Here is a 17,325-nt window from a genome sequence, read left to right on the forward strand (position 1 = left end):
CTACCAGTGACACGCCGACAGCGGAGCGGGACCAGGTACAACGTAATTCGTTATGACTTACAGTGCACGAGTACGGACGGCCCGGCTCTGATTCGCAGGACGGGAGGACGCCGGAATCATGAGTCGACTGCGCCATCTGAGCGTCCTTGCGGCTGTCATTCTCTGCACGTTCCTGACGGCTCTCGACAACAGCGTCGTGAATATCGCGCTGCCGCGAATCCGTACAGAACTGGGCTTGGGCGAAACGGACTTGAAGTGGGTGGCGACCGCCTATCCACTCACCCTCGCGAGCTTCCTGTTGCTGGGCGGTCACCTGACCGATGCCAAGGGCCGGCGCTGGACGCTGACGACTGGTCTCGCCGTGTTCACCGCTGCGTCCGTGTGCTGCGCTCTCTCCGCCGACGGAGTGATGTTGGTGTGTTCGCGCGGTCTGCAAGGACTCGGTGCCGCGTTCACCCTGCCGGCCTCATTGGCGATTCTCTCCCACGATCTGCCGCAGCGTGCGCGCACCACCGGATTCGGCGCGACAGCGGCCACGCTCGCCTTTGCGCTCGCCTTCGGCCCTGTGATCTCCGGTGTGGTGACCCAGCACCTCGGGTGGGAATGGCTGTTCCTCCTCAATGTTCCCCTGGGGCTTTCCAGCCTGGTTGTCGGTTCCGCCGCCGTTCCGCGCTCCTCCTCGCTCGTCAGCCCCGGCTCCCGGAAGGCTCTCGCCGCTGTTCCGCTCCGTGTTGTCGCGTTGGCCTGTGTTTCTCTCGCGGCCCTCGTCTATTTCCTGATCGAAGGCCCTACGTTCGGCGTCACGGCACCGAGAGTCGTCGTGTCCGGGGTCATTTCCGCGACCGCGGCAGCAGGGGTCTGCTTCGCCGTGACGCATCGCCCGATCCCTGCTCTGCGGACGCTGTTCGGGCAACGCGCCTTCACCGGGGGACTCATCACCCAGCTGCTGTGGGGGCTGGGAGTGAGCGGCGTGTATTTCTACACCTCCCAGTTCCTGCAAACCGGTCTGCGGCTCAGTCCGACGTCGGCCGGACTGACCTTTGTTCCCGTCGCCTCGGCTCTGCTCCTGACGGTTCCGTTCGTCACCGTCCTGACCCGGCGTTGGGGGGACGGCGGAGTCTCCGCCGCGGGCCTGCTGCTGGTGGCCCTCGGGCTGCTGCTGGTGGCGCTGGGCAGCCTGCGCGGCGGTCTCGCCGACCTGCTGCCCGGGCTGGTGGCCGTCGGTGCGGGATCCGCTCTCGCCCTGCCCCTGACGACCCGGGCCCTGGAATCGCCCCCCGGCCGTCTCTCCGGGTTCGCGGCGGGATTGTTCAGCGGGACCCGCGAACTGTCCGGGGTGTTCGGCATCGCTTTCGTCGGCGCGATCGTGACACTCGTGCAGCGGGCCTCCGTATCCGGCGGTGTCCCGCAAGTCGAGGCGTTCGTGTCGGGATATCAGGCGGGTCTGTGTATCGCCGCCGCGCTGGCGGGAGCGGGAGCTCCCGTCGCCGTGTGGGCTCTGCGCCCCCGTGTGTGCGGCCGGGAGGGCTGCTGCCGGACCAGGGCCTGCTCGGCCGGCCGACGGGACTGACAGCCCGGCATGCGGGATGCGCCGAGCGGGTGAAGAGTGGGTTCATAGGGGTTCTGTTCTGTCTGTTCTGTTTGAGTTCAGAACTGAACAAGGAGGGGCAGCACCCCACAGTGTCCGGTCCGCGATGGACAAGACCGTTCGACAAGACCGTTCGACAGGACGGTTCGACAGGACCGTTCGACGCACACCGCAATCTGGAACCATCATGGCCAGAACCGCCCGGCGACACGTCTTCCGTACGGTCGGCGCGTCCGTCTCGGCCGTGGCCCTCGCGTTGCCGGCCGGCCTGGCGATTGCCACGGCAGGGCCTCAGGATGGCGGCGTGAGCAGGGCCGAGGCACCCGCTCAGACAACACCTCCTACTCAGGCTCCCACTCAGGCCCCCACTCCGACGCCTACGCCGCCTCCCCCGTCGTCGCCGGGTGTTGCGCCGACCACCACGGCGCCTCCCCCGTCCACGCCGAGCGGGACGCCGAAGCCGACCGGTACGGGCACATCGGAGCCGACCGGTACGGGGACGCCGGAGCCGACCAGGACCGGGACACCGGAGCCGACCAGGACGCCGGAGCCGGGTGACACGGAGACCTCCGAGAGGCCGCCCGAGCCGGAGGAGCCGAGCACGCCGAAGTCCGATGCTCCGACGGATCAGCAGAAAGAAATTGAAGACGTAACGGCAAGCCTGAACAGGGAGATGGAGGAAGCCCCTGGCGAACTCGTCCCGGCCTTGGAGCACTTGTCCGCCACTCTGCGGGAGGTCGAGGACCCGGGGACATCACCGCAAGACAGGCAAGAGGTCCTCAGCAGCACGCATGAGGTGATCGCCTTGCTGGAGAAGATCGACGATCCCGGCACACCTCGCGAGCTGCGGAGACAGCTGACCGAGCTCGTCCAGCAGACGACTTCCACACTGGAGATGGGCCAGGACCCGGAGGTACCGCCGGAGGAGCGGCGCATGATCACCTGGGTCACACAGCAAACGGCGCGCGTCTTTCCCCTGTTCGGCGACCCCAACACGCCACAGGACCAGCAGGAACAGCTGGCCGGAACCGCGAATCGAATGCTCACCGCCCTCGCGGAAGGACACGACAAGAAGGAAGTCGCCAAGGTCGCCAGGGACATGGGCGCCGCAATGAACCAAATCGGCGATCCGGACACACCCAAGAGAGAGCGGAAAGGACTCGCGAAGAGCACACATCAGGTCGGTGAGTCGCTGGAGAAACTCAGCGACCCCAGCTCGTCGACCGAGGAGAAGGCCGAAGCCCGGAAGGCTTTGGAAAAGGAGGTCGCCCGGATGCAGGAAGAGCAGAAGAAAGCAGCTTCCGCTCAGAACCTGCCGGACGTGTCGCTGGGCAAGGCTGCCGAGGTGTGTACCAGTGCCGCCTTTTCCATGGTGCCGGAGCGCGCTCTCAACTGGGGCCTGAGCATACTACTTCCCGAGAGGTGGGACACGGAAGGCGTCAAGGACTTCTGGATAGCCACGGAACAAGGGAATGAATCCCTCAAGGTCACCGCCCAGTTGCAGAACGACGAGTACGCCAATGCACCGTTCGAGACCGCACGGCTCGTCACCCAGCTCGCGGAGCTGCTCCCGGCAGACCGGCTCGTCGAGACCATCGGGAATCCGTCTCTCTACTGCCTCCAATCAGCCTGGCGCCTCCACGAAGAGCTGGGGATCAGGGCCGGGACCTGGCTCCAGCTGGCCATGGAGAAGAAGGATGGCGGCCCGTGAGTGCGCGGATCGGGGTCAGACCCCGGCAGATTTCATCAGTTCCGCGACGGAAACCTCGGAATCGACATGGACGGTCGAAGCACCATACCTGTCGAGCTCCCTCTTCTCCTCCGAGACATCGGCTTTTGCCCGCCTGAAGTCGAATGACGACGAGATGGAGAACACGGGACGATCGAAGAGGGACCATATCGCGGTGACATAGCGCGGCTTGCGTGTCACGTTGACAAGGTTGTTGTTGTGCCGCACCCTGCCGTGATAGATGACTCGCTCATCACAGCCCTTCAGAGCCGGAGGGCAATAGTACCGCCCCTCTCGCCGGTTCCACGAGTGGTGGGCGACCTCGAATTCATCCACGGCGAGCTTGCCTCTGTCCTTCCTCATGTATGAAATCTGAAAGACGGCACTTACCGTGTCGAAATCTTTGGCGTTCTGCGGCAACTGAAAGACATGCTGCAGCGTGAATTCCTCGCCGACTTCCAGCCAGCGGCCAGGGCCGTAAACATGTCCGCTGCTTATGATGGTGTATTCCAGATGGTCAACATACAGTTCGGCATCCGCCTCTTCGTCGCCATGTTTGTCGATACTCTTCCTCCACCCTCTCACAATGGGACCCTCCGAGTAGTCTGCAGTTCTGCCGTAGACCGTGTAGTCATCATTGATGATATACACCGGGATTCCGCCATCGTTTTTCAGGTAGAGTTTCAGCGGCACATGCACGAGCGGGAGCCATTTATCTGCCCGCGATGTCCCGAATTCCGCCTTCAAGATGAAGTGCACAGGAGCCGCCGCCGGCTGGTACATCGTGGAATACGCCAGACTGACGGCGGTGAGAAGGGCAGTGACGACCACCCCGGCCGCGAACCTCTTGGGCTGCGGAACTCCCTTCCATGATTTCCCGCGGACGAGAAGGACGAGCGCCCACACGGACCAGCACCAGAGCGGCATGAACACCCACAGGTAGGGCGTGTACTCCCGCTCTTCGAGCCACATGAACACCAGAAGGCTGTCCGTGGCCAGCGAGACGAGGACCCCCAGCAGGACGACCGCCCCCGAGACCTTGTACTGCCGTCTTCCCCAGTAGTCGAGGGCCGCGATCGCCGCCACACCCAGCACCGCACCGGACAGGACGAACAAGGCCCCGGTCATCCGTTGCGCGAAGGTCAGGGCGCCAAGCGCGTCCGGCCATCCGATCACCGCGTTGAGGGCCATGGCGGCGAGCAGTCCCGCCACCATGAGGACGAGGGTTGCGCGTCTTCTCCCCGCCCGGTCGGGCCAGGTACGGCTGTCCCCTCCGCGCCAGCATATGGATGCCGGGTCCTCCATATCCAGGTCTTCCGGATAACCGAGACGGCTGAGCAATTCACGCAGTTCGTCCAACGACCACGCACTGCCAACCGTCTCGCTGCCTATGGTGACCCGGCGAAGACCACGACTGTCCGGCGCCTCGACAACGACCCATGGACGAATGCTCATGGAACCAGGCTCGAACCCGAGCCGGCACCGTGCATGCGGAACTCCCCCGGTTGGCGGCCCGGCTGTCAGGGCTGCTGGGCAGGCCCGATGTTCTGGTTGGCGTGGAACAGGTTGTCCGGGTCGTACGTCCGCTTCACCTGCGCGAGCCGGTCGTAGTGGTCGCGGTAGGTGGCCCGGACCCGTCCCGCGTCCTCGCCCTCACCCATGAAGTTCACGTACGCGCCGCCCATGGAGTACGGGTGTGCCTCCTCCCAGTAGTTCACGCACCACTGCTTGATGGTCTCGGCGTTGGCCGGGTCGGGGTCGACACCCGCGAAGACGCCGGACCACACGGCGTCCCGGTAACCCCAGGCGGTGGCGTCCGGGCCCACCCGGTGGACGGCACCGTCGACCGGGTACAGGTGCATGAGCGACAGGGGACTGGGGAGGTTCTCGCCGTACTTGAGATGCACATCGACGGCGGCGTCCGGAATGGTGTCGAAGAAGTCCCCCCGCCAATACCACTGGTACCCCGTGGGGATCACTTCGTCGAAACTGCTCTGCAGTACGGGATAGGGCATGGGCGACGTGAAGTGGAAAAGCGGCGGTCCGGCCTCGTTCACCGCGGCGAACGCCTCTTCGAAGCCGTCGAGGTCACCGGTGTGGCACCACACGACGCCGCACACCTTCCGGCCGTGGATCTCCTCGGGGAACGGCGGGCCCGGCGGGATGGTGAACAGCGCGAAGAAGCCGTAGACGTCCTCCGGTGCCTGCGGAAGGAAGTGGCGGTACCACGTCAGCACCTCCCGCGTGTGGTCGACCGGCCACGCGGTGATCCCGACCCCGACGGTCTCCACCGGGTGGAGGCGAAAGGTGAACGAGGTCACGACGCCGAAGTTGCCGCCGCCCCCACGCAGGGCCCAGAACAGGTCCGGGTGGTCGGTCTCGTTCGCCGTGACGAAGCTGCCGTCGGCCAGCACGACGTCCGCGGCCAACAGGTTGTCCACGGTCAGGCCGTACTTGCGAGTGAGGTAGCCGTGCCCGCCGCCGAGAGTCAGGCCGGCGACGCCGGTCATCGAGATGATGCCGGTGGGGGTGGCGAGGCCGAAGGCGTGGGTGGCGTGGTCGAGGTCGCTGAGCAGGCTGCCGGCACCGACCTGGGCGATCCTGGCGACGGGGTCGACACGTACCCAGCGCATCGGCGAGAGGTCGATGGTGACGCCTCCGTCCACCAGACAGAGTCCGGGGCCGCTGTGCCCGCCGCCCCGGACGGCGAGTTCCAGCCCGTTGTCGCGGACGAAGTCGACCGCAGCCATGACGTCGGCGGCGTCCGCGCACTGCGCGAAGGCAGCGGGACGTTTGTCGATCATCGCGTTGTAGATCTTGCGGGTCTCGGGGTATTCGGCATCCTGCGGACCTATGACCGGCCCGCGCAGGGTCGCCCGCATCGCTTCCAGAGTCGTGCTGTCCATGACGGCCTCCTGAGGGGAGCACGGACCAGACCACATCCGGTTTCGGCGCTCTCCGGCGGCACCACCGATCACGGCCCCCCGGCCGGTTGTACGTCAGCGCACCGCAGGGCTGACACCACCAGCCTCCCGCCGGCCGACAGGCCCTGCAATTCCGGAGGTGGCGCCGTACCTGCTCAGTTACTGGCAGTGCGATTGAAGCTGGTGATGTTGAGTTTGACGCCCTCCACGTTCTTGAGCACCGTGGGGTACTCACCCCGCGCGGTCTGGCCGGGCTGCACGTCGGTCTCCACTTGAGAACCGTTCGTCAGTCGTGTGCCATCGGCGTCGACCGCCTCCCAATCCCATGAGTAGTCGGACTTCTCACTACTGCCGTTCTTGATCGTCCAGACGACCCAGATATTGGTGATACCGGCCTCTGAGCGATCGTCCAGCTGGAAGCTGATGAGGTCCGCCCGTTCGCGTTGGGCGTCCTGCGTCTTCTCGGTGGTGGCCTGAGTGGGCGCGGGTGTGGTGTCCTCATCGCCGTTCCCCAGCGCGATCACCAGCACAACCACAACGATGACGATCACCGCGGCCAGGACGCCGGCGCACCCCCATAGACAGGCACGGCCCCGCTGTTTCTTCTTCGGCGGCCCGGCGGCAGACGCCCACTTCCCAGAAGGGGAAGGGCCATTGCCAGGTCTCCCCCACCGAGGACCACCCGCAGGCGGCTCACTCGCCGGCATGCCTGCCTCCTCTGTAGCGGATATCGCCACGGTAGGAAGCCAGCAGCAACCTGGCGAACAGAGAGCAGCCGTTCAGGCGACAGCCGCCATGCACGGCCTTCTCCGGGACCGTCGGCTGAGACGGTGCCAGGCGTTACTCCACTTCGATTCCGTACTCCCGGACCAGCTGTTCCAGACCGCCTGTGTAGCCCTTCCCACCGAGCACGAAGTCCCAGTCGCCATTCGGCCTGCGTCGGAAGGAGCCGAGGACCAACGCGGTCTCTCGGCCACGGCCGTCGGAGACCTCAAGCCGGCCGAGTTCGGTCATCGCCGGGTCCAGCAACCGGATACGGGCATCGGTGAATCCGGACAGGTCGGCCTGCGGGTTCACCTCTGGATCCACAGCAGCCACCAGCACGAACCGATCGGCTTCCCCCGGCAGCGCGTCGAAGGAGACACGCATCGCTGCCTTGTCCGGCGCAGCAGCCGGCACTGCGCGTACCGAGCCGTCCGGGGTCTGCGGGTTGTTGAAGAAGACAAAGTGGTCTTCGCTGAGGACTCGGTTGCCCCGGCAGACGAGCGCGCACACGTCCAACGCAACGTTGCCGGACCATGTCATGCCCAACACGTTGTAGTCATCGGGCCGAGTTGCCGGACCAGTCGGCGTCGGCTGCGCTGGTGTGGATTGCCCTCCCTCCCCCAGGCGTCCACGAAGCCCATGCCGGTGCAGCAGATCGATGAGTTCGCCACCCGAGATGAGCTCCAGAGGCTTGCCCCGCGCAAAGGTGTGCGAGCCCGGGCCGAAACCGGAGGTCGTCACCAGGACACCCTTGTTGGCGCCGACGTCCTGGACCGTGCCGTACAGATCGCGCACGGCCGTGGGCGGCACCGTGTTGCGGTAGCGCTTCACCTGTACGACGATCTTGCCGCCTCGGATGGGAGTCGGGTCCATCGCGTCGACGTCTACGCCACCGTCGTTCGAGCGCTGAGTCGTCACGGCCTGCATCCCCATTGCGCGGAACAGATCGGCGACGAGGGACTCGAAGGCGATCGGATCCATGTCGTACAGGTCCGGCTCGTGATCGCCGCCGTGAGCGGCCACAGGGCTCCCAACGTCCTGGGGCTGCCGGCTCGGCCGCACAGAGGTGAGCTGGTCGGGCCGCGTCGCCAGCTGCCCCCTCAGCGCGTCGGTCAGGCAGCTGACCGGGTCCACCTGCTCCAGTTGCAGATCCGTGAAGTCCGCCCTAGGGGCCATGACGGTCGCCAGGAAGACGCACGTCCGCCTGCCTGTCGCCGGGTCATGAGCGTCCACGAAGCCGTTCAACGCCACCGAGTCGAGGATGCCGTACTCGTCCGCCGTGAACAGCTGATGCAGCACCAGCAGCATGCTCTGTGCCAGCACCCCTCGATACAGTGCACGGCGCTGAGTCACAGGGCGAGCCGTGTCCTTGAACTGATCCTGCCCGTACAAGTACTTGACGGACTTCGCTTCCGGGACGACGCCGTAGCCGGGAAGCTCCCAGTCCAGCACCAGTTGCCGCCCCGCTGCGTCGTAGGCCGCCGCCACCTGCCGAGGAAACCCCTCCGGCCAGGCCGTCGATGCGTAGAGCGCAGCCGAGAAGTACTCAACCACCGAGTCGGGCTCGCCCCGCCTGACCCCCTCGGTCGCCCGCATGACCCCGGCGTTGTGCCGACGCACCTCGGCCCGCTGAGCCTCTGTCCTCTGCTCGTAGTCCCGCTGCAGCGCAGCCAACTGCTGCTGTCGCTGCGCTTCGGAAGCCTGTGCGGCATGCCAGTCCCGCTCGAAACGAGCCCGCGCCTCGGCCTGCGCCTGTGCCCGTCGGTTGGCGGTCCAGCCTCCCTGCGCCTGGTACTGGCTCGGGTCCGGCATGCGCACCGGCCAAGCGAGCCGCCCTGGATCGAACGGCGGGATCTCCTCGGCGCGCATCAGGGACGAGGCCCTGAAGGCCGGCGCCCGGCAGCCCGCGACCAGCAGCCCCTGCAGGGCCGCGACCTGGGCATCCAGCTCCTCCGTACGTCGCCTGGCCTCCGCCTGCCGGAACTCCCGGTGGCTCTGAGCAGCCAGTCGCTGGTAGTCCCGCGCCTGTCGCGCCTCCTCCCGCCGCCGTCTGGCCTCGGCTTCCGCCTGGCGCTGCTGCTGACGCTGGATCTCAGCCCAGGCACCGACAAAACCAGCAGAGCGACGACTCATGCGCTACAGGCCCTCCCCAGGACGTCGGCTACGCCGACCAAGCTCTGGTTGCCCCCACAACCAGGAGTAACAAAACGACTGTATCCAGCAACCGGCGTCCCGGACATCACCTTGCCAAACCCACTCGAACCGATCGTCCGGGCAGGTCACGACTCCCCCGCCATCGCCCAGTTGTCTCGCACGTTCAGCAACCGGCATGATCCGGGCGGAGGAAAGGCCCTTCGCAAGCCCCGGCCGACGCGGTGTGCCGGGTGCGCTGTCTGGCGCAAGATCAGGAAAGTCACTACCATGCGCACGATCCGGCCAGAGTCGGGTCGGTCAGGCGATCTTCCCTGAACGTGCGGAAGCACACTCCGCTGCGAGAGCCCCGTTCACCTTTGGGAGGGAATGGTGTCGCAATCCCCTAGGCTCTCAGGTCACCTCACTGGCTGGTTTTCATCGGCCACGCACTACAGTGCGTGGCCCATCCGGTTGAGCACGGTTGATCCCTCGAAGGGAAGTAGTTCACGCCGCGGCAGGGAGATCTAGTGAATGACGTCGGGTCGGTACGTACTGCCGTATTCCGGGAAGAGGAGTCCGATCCCGGCACCTTCCGAGCCAGTGCGAGCATCGTCCAGGCGGGCTTCTTCTGCTGGGAGATCGCCACAGGCGAGGTGAGCTGCGATCCGCTCACCCTGGCGCTGCACGGCATGCCCGAGAGTGGACCGTCGGACATCTCGAGTTTCCTGGCCGCAGTGCACGAGTCCGATCTGGCCAATGTACGCGATGCCCTGGGACTGATAGCGGAATCCTGCGGCAACTACCAGATCGAGTACCGCGTCACTTCCGACCACGGCCGGCACCGGTCCCTGGAAGCCCGGGGCCGCGTCCTGCCCGACGCCGACGGCCGGCCGGCCCGCATGGTCGGAGTGGTCATGGACACCACGGCCGTCCATGAACGCCACGAGGCGGAGAGACGCCGGTTGTACGAGCGCGCCACCCGTGACCGCTGGATGCGGGAGCTGACCGCGGCGCTGGCGGCCGCGGTGACGGTCAAGGACATCATGGCCGCCGCACAGGCAGGATTGCGTACGTTCGGAGCGGACGCGCTCGCGGTGATCGCCCCGGAGGGAAACCAGCTGGCGATCGTCGCCTCGTGCGCCGACGACCAGCAGGGTGAGGGCTCCCCGCACGTCCTCGACGCGACGGCCCGCACACTCGTGGAGGAGTCACTCGACCGCAGGGCGCCCGTTCTCATCGGCTCCGCGGACGCACTGATCACCGGTTATCCGCACCTGGCACCACTCGCGCAGTCGGCCCCGCAGGCGTGGGCGGCACTGCCGCTCACGGACTCGCGCGGCCGCGTCAGTTCCTGCCTCGTCAGTTTCCCCGAGCCGCAGGAGTTTCTGCCCGAGGAGCGGGCCCTCCTGGTCGCCGCCATGGGACTGCTCGCCCAGTCACTGGAGCGAGCCGGCATGTACGAGTCGGAACACGCGCTCGCCACCGAACTCCAGCGTGGCATGCTGCCGCGCGGGCCGCTCACGGTGCCGGGTGTGACCATCGCCGCCCGCTACCAGGCCGCCACCTCCGGCATGTGGATCGGTGGCGACTGGTACGACGCCATCACCCTCCCCGACGGCGGGGTGGCTCTGGTCATAGGAGATGTGCAGGGACACAGCGTTCACGCCGCGTCCCTCATGGGGCGGCTGCGTACCGCCGTGCATGCCTACGCGAACGAAGGGCACCCGCCCGCGGCCGTCCTGGAACGCACCAACCGCCTGCTGACCGAGCTGAACTCGGACCCGGACAGCGCCCTGTTCGCCACATGCTGTTACATGGCGCTCAACCCCTCCGACGGAACGCTCCGGGTGTGCCGGGCAGGTCATCCGTCCCCAGCGCTGATCACACCCCGCAAGCCGCCGCGCCTCCTGGAGGTGCCCGGCGGCCTCCCTCTGGGGATCGACCGGGAGCAGCGGTACCCGACCACCCGCCTGCGCATCGCTCCGGGCAGCGTGCTCGCGCTGACCACCGACGGCCTGCTCGAGGCCGTCAACAAGGACATCGACCAGGGCACCGAGAGGTTTCTCCAGGGTCTGCGGGGCGCTCCCACGGCGGACCTGGAGACCCTTGTCGACGACCTCCTCGCCAGTACGCAGAAGGCGCACGGCCTGGGCGACGACGTCGCTCTGCTCCTGGCTCGTCTGAACCGGCCCGGCGGCCGCACCTGACCCGGTTCTGACCCGGCCTGTTTCCCACAGGCCTTGGGCGCCGGCCCTGCGACCTGCCTGAGTTCAACGGCCTGTAGAACCGGGACCTCCGTCGAACGCCACCGGCATGCAGGGTAATTTACGTCGGTGGCCGGGACTGCCCCGGCCATGCTCCATGCGGCCCTGGGCATGCGCATCGGCAACGTCGCCGGATGTCGCGAATGGCAGAGATTAGCGAGAAGCGAGCTGACGTATGGACACATTCCGGATTCCGGACCTCTACATACCCGTACCGGCAGCGCTCAATCCGGAACTCCAAGAGGCGACGGCGGCCACGGAGGCCTGGCTGGACGAGTTCGGTCTGGTGCCCACCGAGGAGACACGTCGACATGTACAGCGCACTCGTGTGGACCGGCTCACCGCCTGGCTGTGCCCGAACGCCTCACGGGAGGCGTTGACGCTGATCACCCAGTGGAACGCATGGCTGTTCCAGTTGGACGACCAGTTCGACGACGACCCGGTGCGCGGTTACCAGCCCGAGCGCTGGCGGGAGGCGTTCGGGCCGTTGTTCGCCGTCTTCGACGGATCCGTCTCGGCTGGGCGACTGGCGAGTTCCCTGGCCGATCTGTGGCGCCGTACGAAGGCCGTCCGCTCTTCCGCGTGGCAGCGAAGATTCGTCCCGCACCTGTTGTGGTATTTCGACAGCTACCGGGCCGAGATGATGCATCGGGAGCAAGGGCGCGTGCCCGGCTTGCAGCAGTATCTCGCCCACCGCCGCGCCTCGTTCGCATTCGACGCCGTCCTCGATCTGATGGAGATCGGTACCGGTGTGGACCTGTCCGACGAACTGCATGCTCACCCGGCCTTCGCGGACATGCGAGAGGCCGTGATCTACGCGAATGCCTGCATCAACGATCTCTATTCGCTGCCCAAAGAACTCGCGCACGACTACGCGTTCAACGCCGTGACGGTGATCTGCCATCATCACCGGTGCAGCCTCCAGGAGGCGGTGGAGCGAGTGGCCGTGATGCAGGCCGGATACGTCGAGCGCATCATCGATCTCGAGCAGGTCCTGCCCGGGCGGCTGACGCGTTCCGGCCTCGCCGACGACCTCGTCGAGGACGCGCTGCGCTGCGTCAGGGACTTCCACGCGCTCACCGCCGGGAACGTCGCCTGGTCGAAGGAGACGGGGCGCTATGCGGAGATAGAGGCCGAACCGACCTATCTGGCGGACCTGTTCATTCCGTAGGACCCTCGCACCTCTCACCCCCTCGCCCAAGCGCACCGGAATCCGCGGCCGTGGCGCCACGGACGTCACCGTGCCGGACGCGCCGCTCCCAGGCGTCCGCCCTGGCGGGAAAATTCACGCACACCTCTTGACCACCTATACCTACCGGTCAGTACGCTCACGCCACCCTCGATTGACACCGGTGTCCTCCTCCCCGTGCGGCCCCGGCGAACCGGCCCCTCGGCCCCCGCACGCCTGTAGGCACAGCTCCCGCACCCCGGGAAAACGCCCCAGCGCTGTCCCCTGTCAGAACGCGCCGTCGAGCGCTGTCCCGAACCCACGCGAGAGTCCCCGTGAACAAAACCCTTGCCGGCGCGGCCGTCGCCACGGCCGGCGCCCTTCTCGCCGTGCAGGCGTCCGTTCCCGCCCAGGCGTCGAGCAGCTCCACCTTCGACCCGACGACAAGCAATCCCGTCCTTTTCGTGCACGGCTACACCGGTGACGCCAGCAACTGGAACACCATGGCCAACCGCTTCCTGACGGACGGCTGGCCATCCTCCCACCTCGACAAGTGGTCCTACGACTGGCGCCAGTCGAATGCCACGACCTCCCAGCAACTGTCCACCGAGGTCGACCGTCTGCTGGCGGCCACCGGCGCCACCGAGGTCGACATCGTCAGCCACTCCATGGGCGGTCTCTCCTCGCGCTACTACCTGAAGAACCTCGGCGGAACCTCCAAGGTCGACGCATGGGTGTCCCTGGGAGGCCCCAACCACGGCACCGACAGCGCAAACAGCTGCTTCGACACCTCCTGCACCGAGATGCGTATCGGCTCAAGCTTCCTCGCCGATCTCAACTCCGGCGATGAGACGCCGGGCTCGCTCAGCTACGCGACCTGGCGCTCGCCCTGCGACACGGTGATCAACCCGGACTCTTCCGTCTCCCTGTCCGGCGCGGCCAACACCCAGACCGCCTGCCTGAGCCACTCGGGCCTGCTCGTCGACGCAACGGTCTACGCCCAGACCCGGGACGCGATCAACCACTGACCCTTCCCCGACCAGCCGGCAGAGGCCGCGGCTGCCATGGGCCGCTCACCGCGGCCTCTGCCGGCACCCAGGTCACCCGATCAAGCGCCTCGCCCTCCTCAGTGCGAGTGCCCGCTCGGCGTCGGCGCCGCGTTCTTGACCGTCAGAGGCAGCAGCTTCTTCCCGGTCGGTCCGATCTGGATCTGCGTGTCCATCTGCGGGCACACCCCGCAGTCGAAGCACGGGGTCCAGCGGCAGTCCTCGACCTCCGTCTCGTCGAGGGCGTCCTGCCAGTCCTCCCAGAGCCAGTCCTTGTCGAGACCGGAGTCGAGGTGGTCCCAGGGGAGGACTTCCTCGTAGGTGCGCTCACGGGTCGTGTACCAGTCGACGTCGACGCCGAAGGGTTCCAGCGCCTTCTCCGCGCAGGCCATCCAGCGGTCGTACGAGAAGTGCTCGCGCCAGCCGTCGAAGCGGCCGCCGTCGTCGTAGACGGCGCGGATGACGGCGCCGATGCGGCGGTCGCCGCGCGACAGCAGGCCCTCGACGATGCCGGGCTTGCCGTCGTGGTAGCGGAAGCCGATGGAGCGGCCGTACTTCTTGTCGCCGCGGATCTTGTCGCGGAGCTTGGCCAGGCGGGCGTCCGTCTCCTCGGCCGACAGCTGCGGGGCCCACTGGAAGGGGGTGTGGGGCTTGGGGACGAAGCCGCCGATCGAGACCGTGCAGCGGATGTCGTTGGAGCCGGAGACCTCGCGGCCCTTCGCGATCACCTTGGTCGCCATGTCGGCGATCTGGAGGACGTCGTCGTCGGTCTCCGTCGGCAGACCGCACATGAAGTACAGCTTCACCTGGCGCCAGCCGTTGCCGTACGCCGTCGCGACCGTGCGGATCAGATCCTCTTCCGAGACCATCTTGTTGATGACCTTGCGGATGCGTTCCGAGCCGCCCTCGGGGGCGAAGGTCAGACCCGAGCGACGGCCGTTGCGCGTCAGCTCGTTCGCCAGGTCGATGTTGAAGGCGTCCACCCGGGTGGAGGGGAGCGAGAGGCCGATCTTGTCGTCCTCGTAGCGGTCCGCCAGGCCCTTGGCGATGTCGCCGATCTCCGAGTGGTCCGCCGAGGAGAGGGACAGCAGGCCCACTTCCTCGAAGCCCGTCGCCTTCAGGCCCTTGTCGACCATGTCACCGATGCCGGTGATGGAGCGTTCGCGCACCGGGCGCGTGATCATGCCGGCCTGGCAGAAGCGGCAGCCGCGCGTGCAGCCGCGGAAGATCTCGACCGACATGCGCTCGTGGACCGTCTCGGCCAGCGGGACCAGCGGCTGCTTGGGGTACGGCCACTCGTCGAGGTCCATCACCGTGTGCTTGGAGACCCGCCACGGGACACCGCTGCGGTTCGGTACGACCCGGGCGATACGGCCGTCCTGCAGGTACTCGACGTCGTAGAAGCCGGGGACGTACACCCCGCCCGTCTTCGCCAGGCGGAAGAGGAGCTCCTCGCGGCCGCCGGGGCGGCCCTCCTCCTTCCAGGCGCGGATGATCTCCGTGACCTCCAGGACCGCCTGCTCACCGTCGCCGATCACCGCGCAGTCGATGAAGTCGGCGATGGGCTCCGGGTTGAAGGCCGCGTGGCCGCCGGCCATGACGATCGGGTCGTCGAGGCCGCGGTCCCTGGACTCCAGCGGAATGCCCGCCAGGTCCAGGGCGGTCAGCATGTTGGTGTAGCCCAGCTCCGTGGAGAAGCTCAGGCCCAGCACGTCGAAGGCCTTCACCGGCCGGTGGCTGTCCACCGTGAACTGCGGGACGCCGTGCTCCCGCATCAGCGCCTCCAGGTCCGGCCACACGCTGTAGGTGCGCTCGGCGAGGACGCCCTCCTGCTCGTTCAGTACCTCGTAGAGGATCATGACGCCCTGGTTGGGCAGCCCGACCTCGTACGCGTCGGGGTACATCAGCGCCCAGCGGACGTCGCAGGAGTCCCAGTCCTTGACCGTGGAGTTGAGCTCTCCGCCGACGTACTGGATCGGCTTCTGCACATGCGGGAGCAGAGCTTCGAGCTGCGGGAACACAGACTCGGCGGCTTCGGCAGGCATCTCGCGAACCTTTGTGTGCTGACAGGGGTGACCATCAAGACTAACGCGGCCGGACAGGTGCCCAGCACGCTTCAGGGCCACGCCCTGCGGTTGATCTCCGTCCAGGTCCCGGGCAGCTCCGCTTCGTCGGCCGCCGCCCGCTGTTCCTCACGCCCGTACAGCACCCCGTACGTGAACGTGCTCTCCCCCGCCGAGTGCGCCTGCCGTGCCAGTTCACGCAGGGCCTGGCGGGTCATCACGCTGTCCTGATGATCGCCGAGCAGCCCTTGGAGATCCTTCATCGCCTTCGCCAGCCCGATCGCGGGCCGGCCCATGACGTCGACGGCCGACTCCGCCGCGTACCGCGTGCGCTTGGCCTTCTTCCGGGCCTCGTGCAGCGCGAGGTCCCGCTCGCCTCCCGCCGACCGGGCGAGGGCCTGCTCGACCAGCCCGGCAAGCCTCCCGAAGTCCTTCCGTACGGCCTTGGCGATCACCGCCTCCGGCTTTCCCGAGGCCGCCTTCAGCAACGGCGGGTCGGTGATCAGGGCGTCCAGCGCGTTCAGCAGCTCCAGGTACCGTGCGCCGTCCAGTACGGCGATCAGCCGGCGCCGGGACCCACCGCGCCGGGCCTGCGACCAGGTGCGCAGGCGGGTGCGGACGGGGCCGACGACCAGCGCACGCGGCAGGGCGTCCACGGCCGCCGTCAGCCGCTCGGTGAGCACCTCCTGGTCCCGGTCGACGCCGAGCTCGCCCGCCAGCCACTTCAGCTCCTCGCCGACCGGATCGGTCACGGCGCGGTCGAGGACCCGGTCGTACGAGCGGAAGACGCTGCGCAGGCGGCGGGTGGCGACGCGCATCCGGTGCACGGAGTCGTACACGTCCTGGCGAACGGCGGGGTCGAGCTCGACGAGCGCGTCCCGCTGCGCGCGCACGTACGCGAGGACGTGATCGCCGGCGGTGACGGCCTCCCGCGCTGCCCGGCTCTTCCGCCTCTTCTTCGGTGCCGTCTCCTCCAGGGCCCTGGCCAGCTTCGACGAGGACGCGGACGGCTGTACGCCCGCCTTGCGCAGCCGCTTCTCCACCTTGTCCAGGAACACCGGGTCACCGCCGTCGGCGAGCTCCACCTCTATCTCGGTCCACTCGGCGGCGCCTCCCTTCCCCGTCAGGCGTTCGGCGCGTACGGCGTCGACACTGACCTCGGCGAGCAGACGGCCGTCGGCGTCGACGAGGTGGCGTACGTCCCTGTCGGAGACGAGGCGGACGACGGGCAGCAGCTCACCGTCGCGCACGCGGGAGCGGACGAGGCCGGCGAGGGGGCGGGGGACGGTGTCGGCCAGCGGGGCGTGGATCTCGTCCCGGACTCCCGGGGCGACCGGGAACTTCAGGTGCCAGCCGGCGTCGGAGCCGCCGGTGCGGCGGCGCAGGGTGACCTTCGAGGCGGCGAGGCGTTCGTCGGCGGTGTCGTAATAGGTGGCGTCCAGGTGGGCGACGCCCTTGTCGATGACAGCCGCGACCCCGGCGACGCCGGTCAGGTCGGGCAGCCCACTCTCGTCGGACTCGTACTTGCGCTCGATCTCGCGTTTGATGTCCGCCATGGGCCGAATCTAGTGCGGCCTGCGGCGGCGCGGCAGGGGGCGACGCCAACGCGCACCCCCGCCGAGCCCGGCACAGCGCCTCGCAGCGG

The 17,325-nt window shown here is 67.5% G+C and carries 12 protein-coding genes; 5 read left to right on the top strand and 7 right to left on the bottom strand.

The window, feature by feature from the left end; genetic code table 11:
- Nucleotides 1–118 precede the first annotated feature (118 nt).
- Nucleotides 119–1,570, top strand: a complete 1,452-nt coding sequence (locus NW895_RS17415) for an MFS transporter (protein ID WP_289936549.1) — start codon at nucleotides 119–121, stop codon at nucleotides 1,568–1,570.
- A gap of 375 nt (nucleotides 1,571–1,945) precedes the next feature.
- On the opposite strand, the gene NW895_RS17420 is transcribed toward NW895_RS17415, so the two are convergent.
- On the bottom strand, nucleotides 1,946–2,191 hold the full coding sequence (locus tag NW895_RS17420) for a hypothetical protein (RefSeq protein ID WP_289936551.1): 246 nt from the start codon (nucleotides 2,189–2,191) through the stop codon (nucleotides 1,946–1,948).
- A 70-nt stretch (nucleotides 2,192–2,261) separates the two neighbouring features.
- Between NW895_RS17420 and NW895_RS17425 the strand changes: the two genes are divergently transcribed.
- Complete coding sequence (locus NW895_RS17425; RefSeq protein ID WP_289936553.1) at nucleotides 2,262–3,299, top strand: hypothetical protein; 1,038 nt, start codon at nucleotides 2,262–2,264, stop codon at nucleotides 3,297–3,299.
- 15 nt (nucleotides 3,300–3,314) lie between these two features.
- Here NW895_RS17425 and NW895_RS17430 read toward each other — a convergent pair whose 3' ends face one another.
- From NW895_RS17430 to NW895_RS17445, 4 genes are all read right to left on the bottom strand, one after another.
- Nucleotides 3,315–4,772, bottom strand: coding sequence for a hypothetical protein (locus tag NW895_RS17430; RefSeq protein WP_289936554.1), 1,458 nt, complete (start codon nucleotides 4,770–4,772; stop codon nucleotides 3,315–3,317).
- 65 nt (nucleotides 4,773–4,837) lie between these two features.
- On the bottom strand, nucleotides 4,838–6,223 hold the full coding sequence (locus NW895_RS17435) for an FAD-binding oxidoreductase (RefSeq protein WP_289936556.1): 1,386 nt from the start codon (nucleotides 6,221–6,223) through the stop codon (nucleotides 4,838–4,840).
- A 173-nt stretch (nucleotides 6,224–6,396) separates the two neighbouring features.
- Entirely contained in the window at nucleotides 6,397–6,792 is a 396-nt protein-coding gene (locus NW895_RS17440) for a hypothetical protein (protein ID WP_289936558.1), read from the bottom strand.
- 289 nt (nucleotides 6,793–7,081) lie between these two features.
- Nucleotides 7,082–9,139 (bottom strand): restriction endonuclease, encoded by a 2,058-nt coding sequence (locus NW895_RS17445; RefSeq protein ID WP_289936559.1) that lies wholly within the window; start codon nucleotides 9,137–9,139, stop codon nucleotides 7,082–7,084.
- 527 nt (nucleotides 9,140–9,666) lie between these two features.
- Here NW895_RS17445 and NW895_RS17450 point away from each other — a divergent pair.
- From NW895_RS17450 to NW895_RS17460, 3 genes are all read left to right on the top strand, one after another.
- Nucleotides 9,667–11,346, top strand: a complete 1,680-nt coding sequence (locus NW895_RS17450; RefSeq protein ID WP_289936561.1) for a SpoIIE family protein phosphatase — start codon at nucleotides 9,667–9,669, stop codon at nucleotides 11,344–11,346.
- A 385-nt stretch (nucleotides 11,347–11,731) separates the two neighbouring features.
- Nucleotides 11,732–12,574, top strand: a complete 843-nt coding sequence (locus tag NW895_RS17455) for a hypothetical protein (RefSeq protein ID WP_289936562.1) — start codon at nucleotides 11,732–11,734, stop codon at nucleotides 12,572–12,574.
- Nucleotides 12,575–12,906: 332 nt separating this feature from the next.
- Nucleotides 12,907–13,599: a triacylglycerol lipase gene (locus tag NW895_RS17460; protein WP_289936566.1), complete on the top strand. Its 693-nt coding sequence runs from the start codon at nucleotides 12,907–12,909 to the stop codon at nucleotides 13,597–13,599.
- Nucleotides 13,600–13,697: 98 nt separating this feature from the next.
- Here NW895_RS17460 and NW895_RS17465 read toward each other — a convergent pair whose 3' ends face one another.
- A complete protein-coding gene (locus NW895_RS17465) occupies nucleotides 13,698–15,662 on the bottom strand; it encodes a TIGR03960 family B12-binding radical SAM protein (protein WP_289936569.1) in 1,965 nt (654 codons plus the stop codon).
- A gap of 71 nt (nucleotides 15,663–15,733) precedes the next feature.
- Nucleotides 15,734–17,236, bottom strand: a complete 1,503-nt coding sequence (locus NW895_RS17470) for a CYTH and CHAD domain-containing protein (protein WP_289936571.1) — start codon at nucleotides 17,234–17,236, stop codon at nucleotides 15,734–15,736.
- Nucleotides 17,237–17,325: the final 89 nt, after the last annotated feature.

Origin of the sequence: Streptomyces sp. S.PNR 29 (genome assembly GCF_030386795.1) — a bacterium.
Lineage (GTDB): Bacteria > Actinomycetota > Actinomycetes > Streptomycetales > Streptomycetaceae > Streptomyces.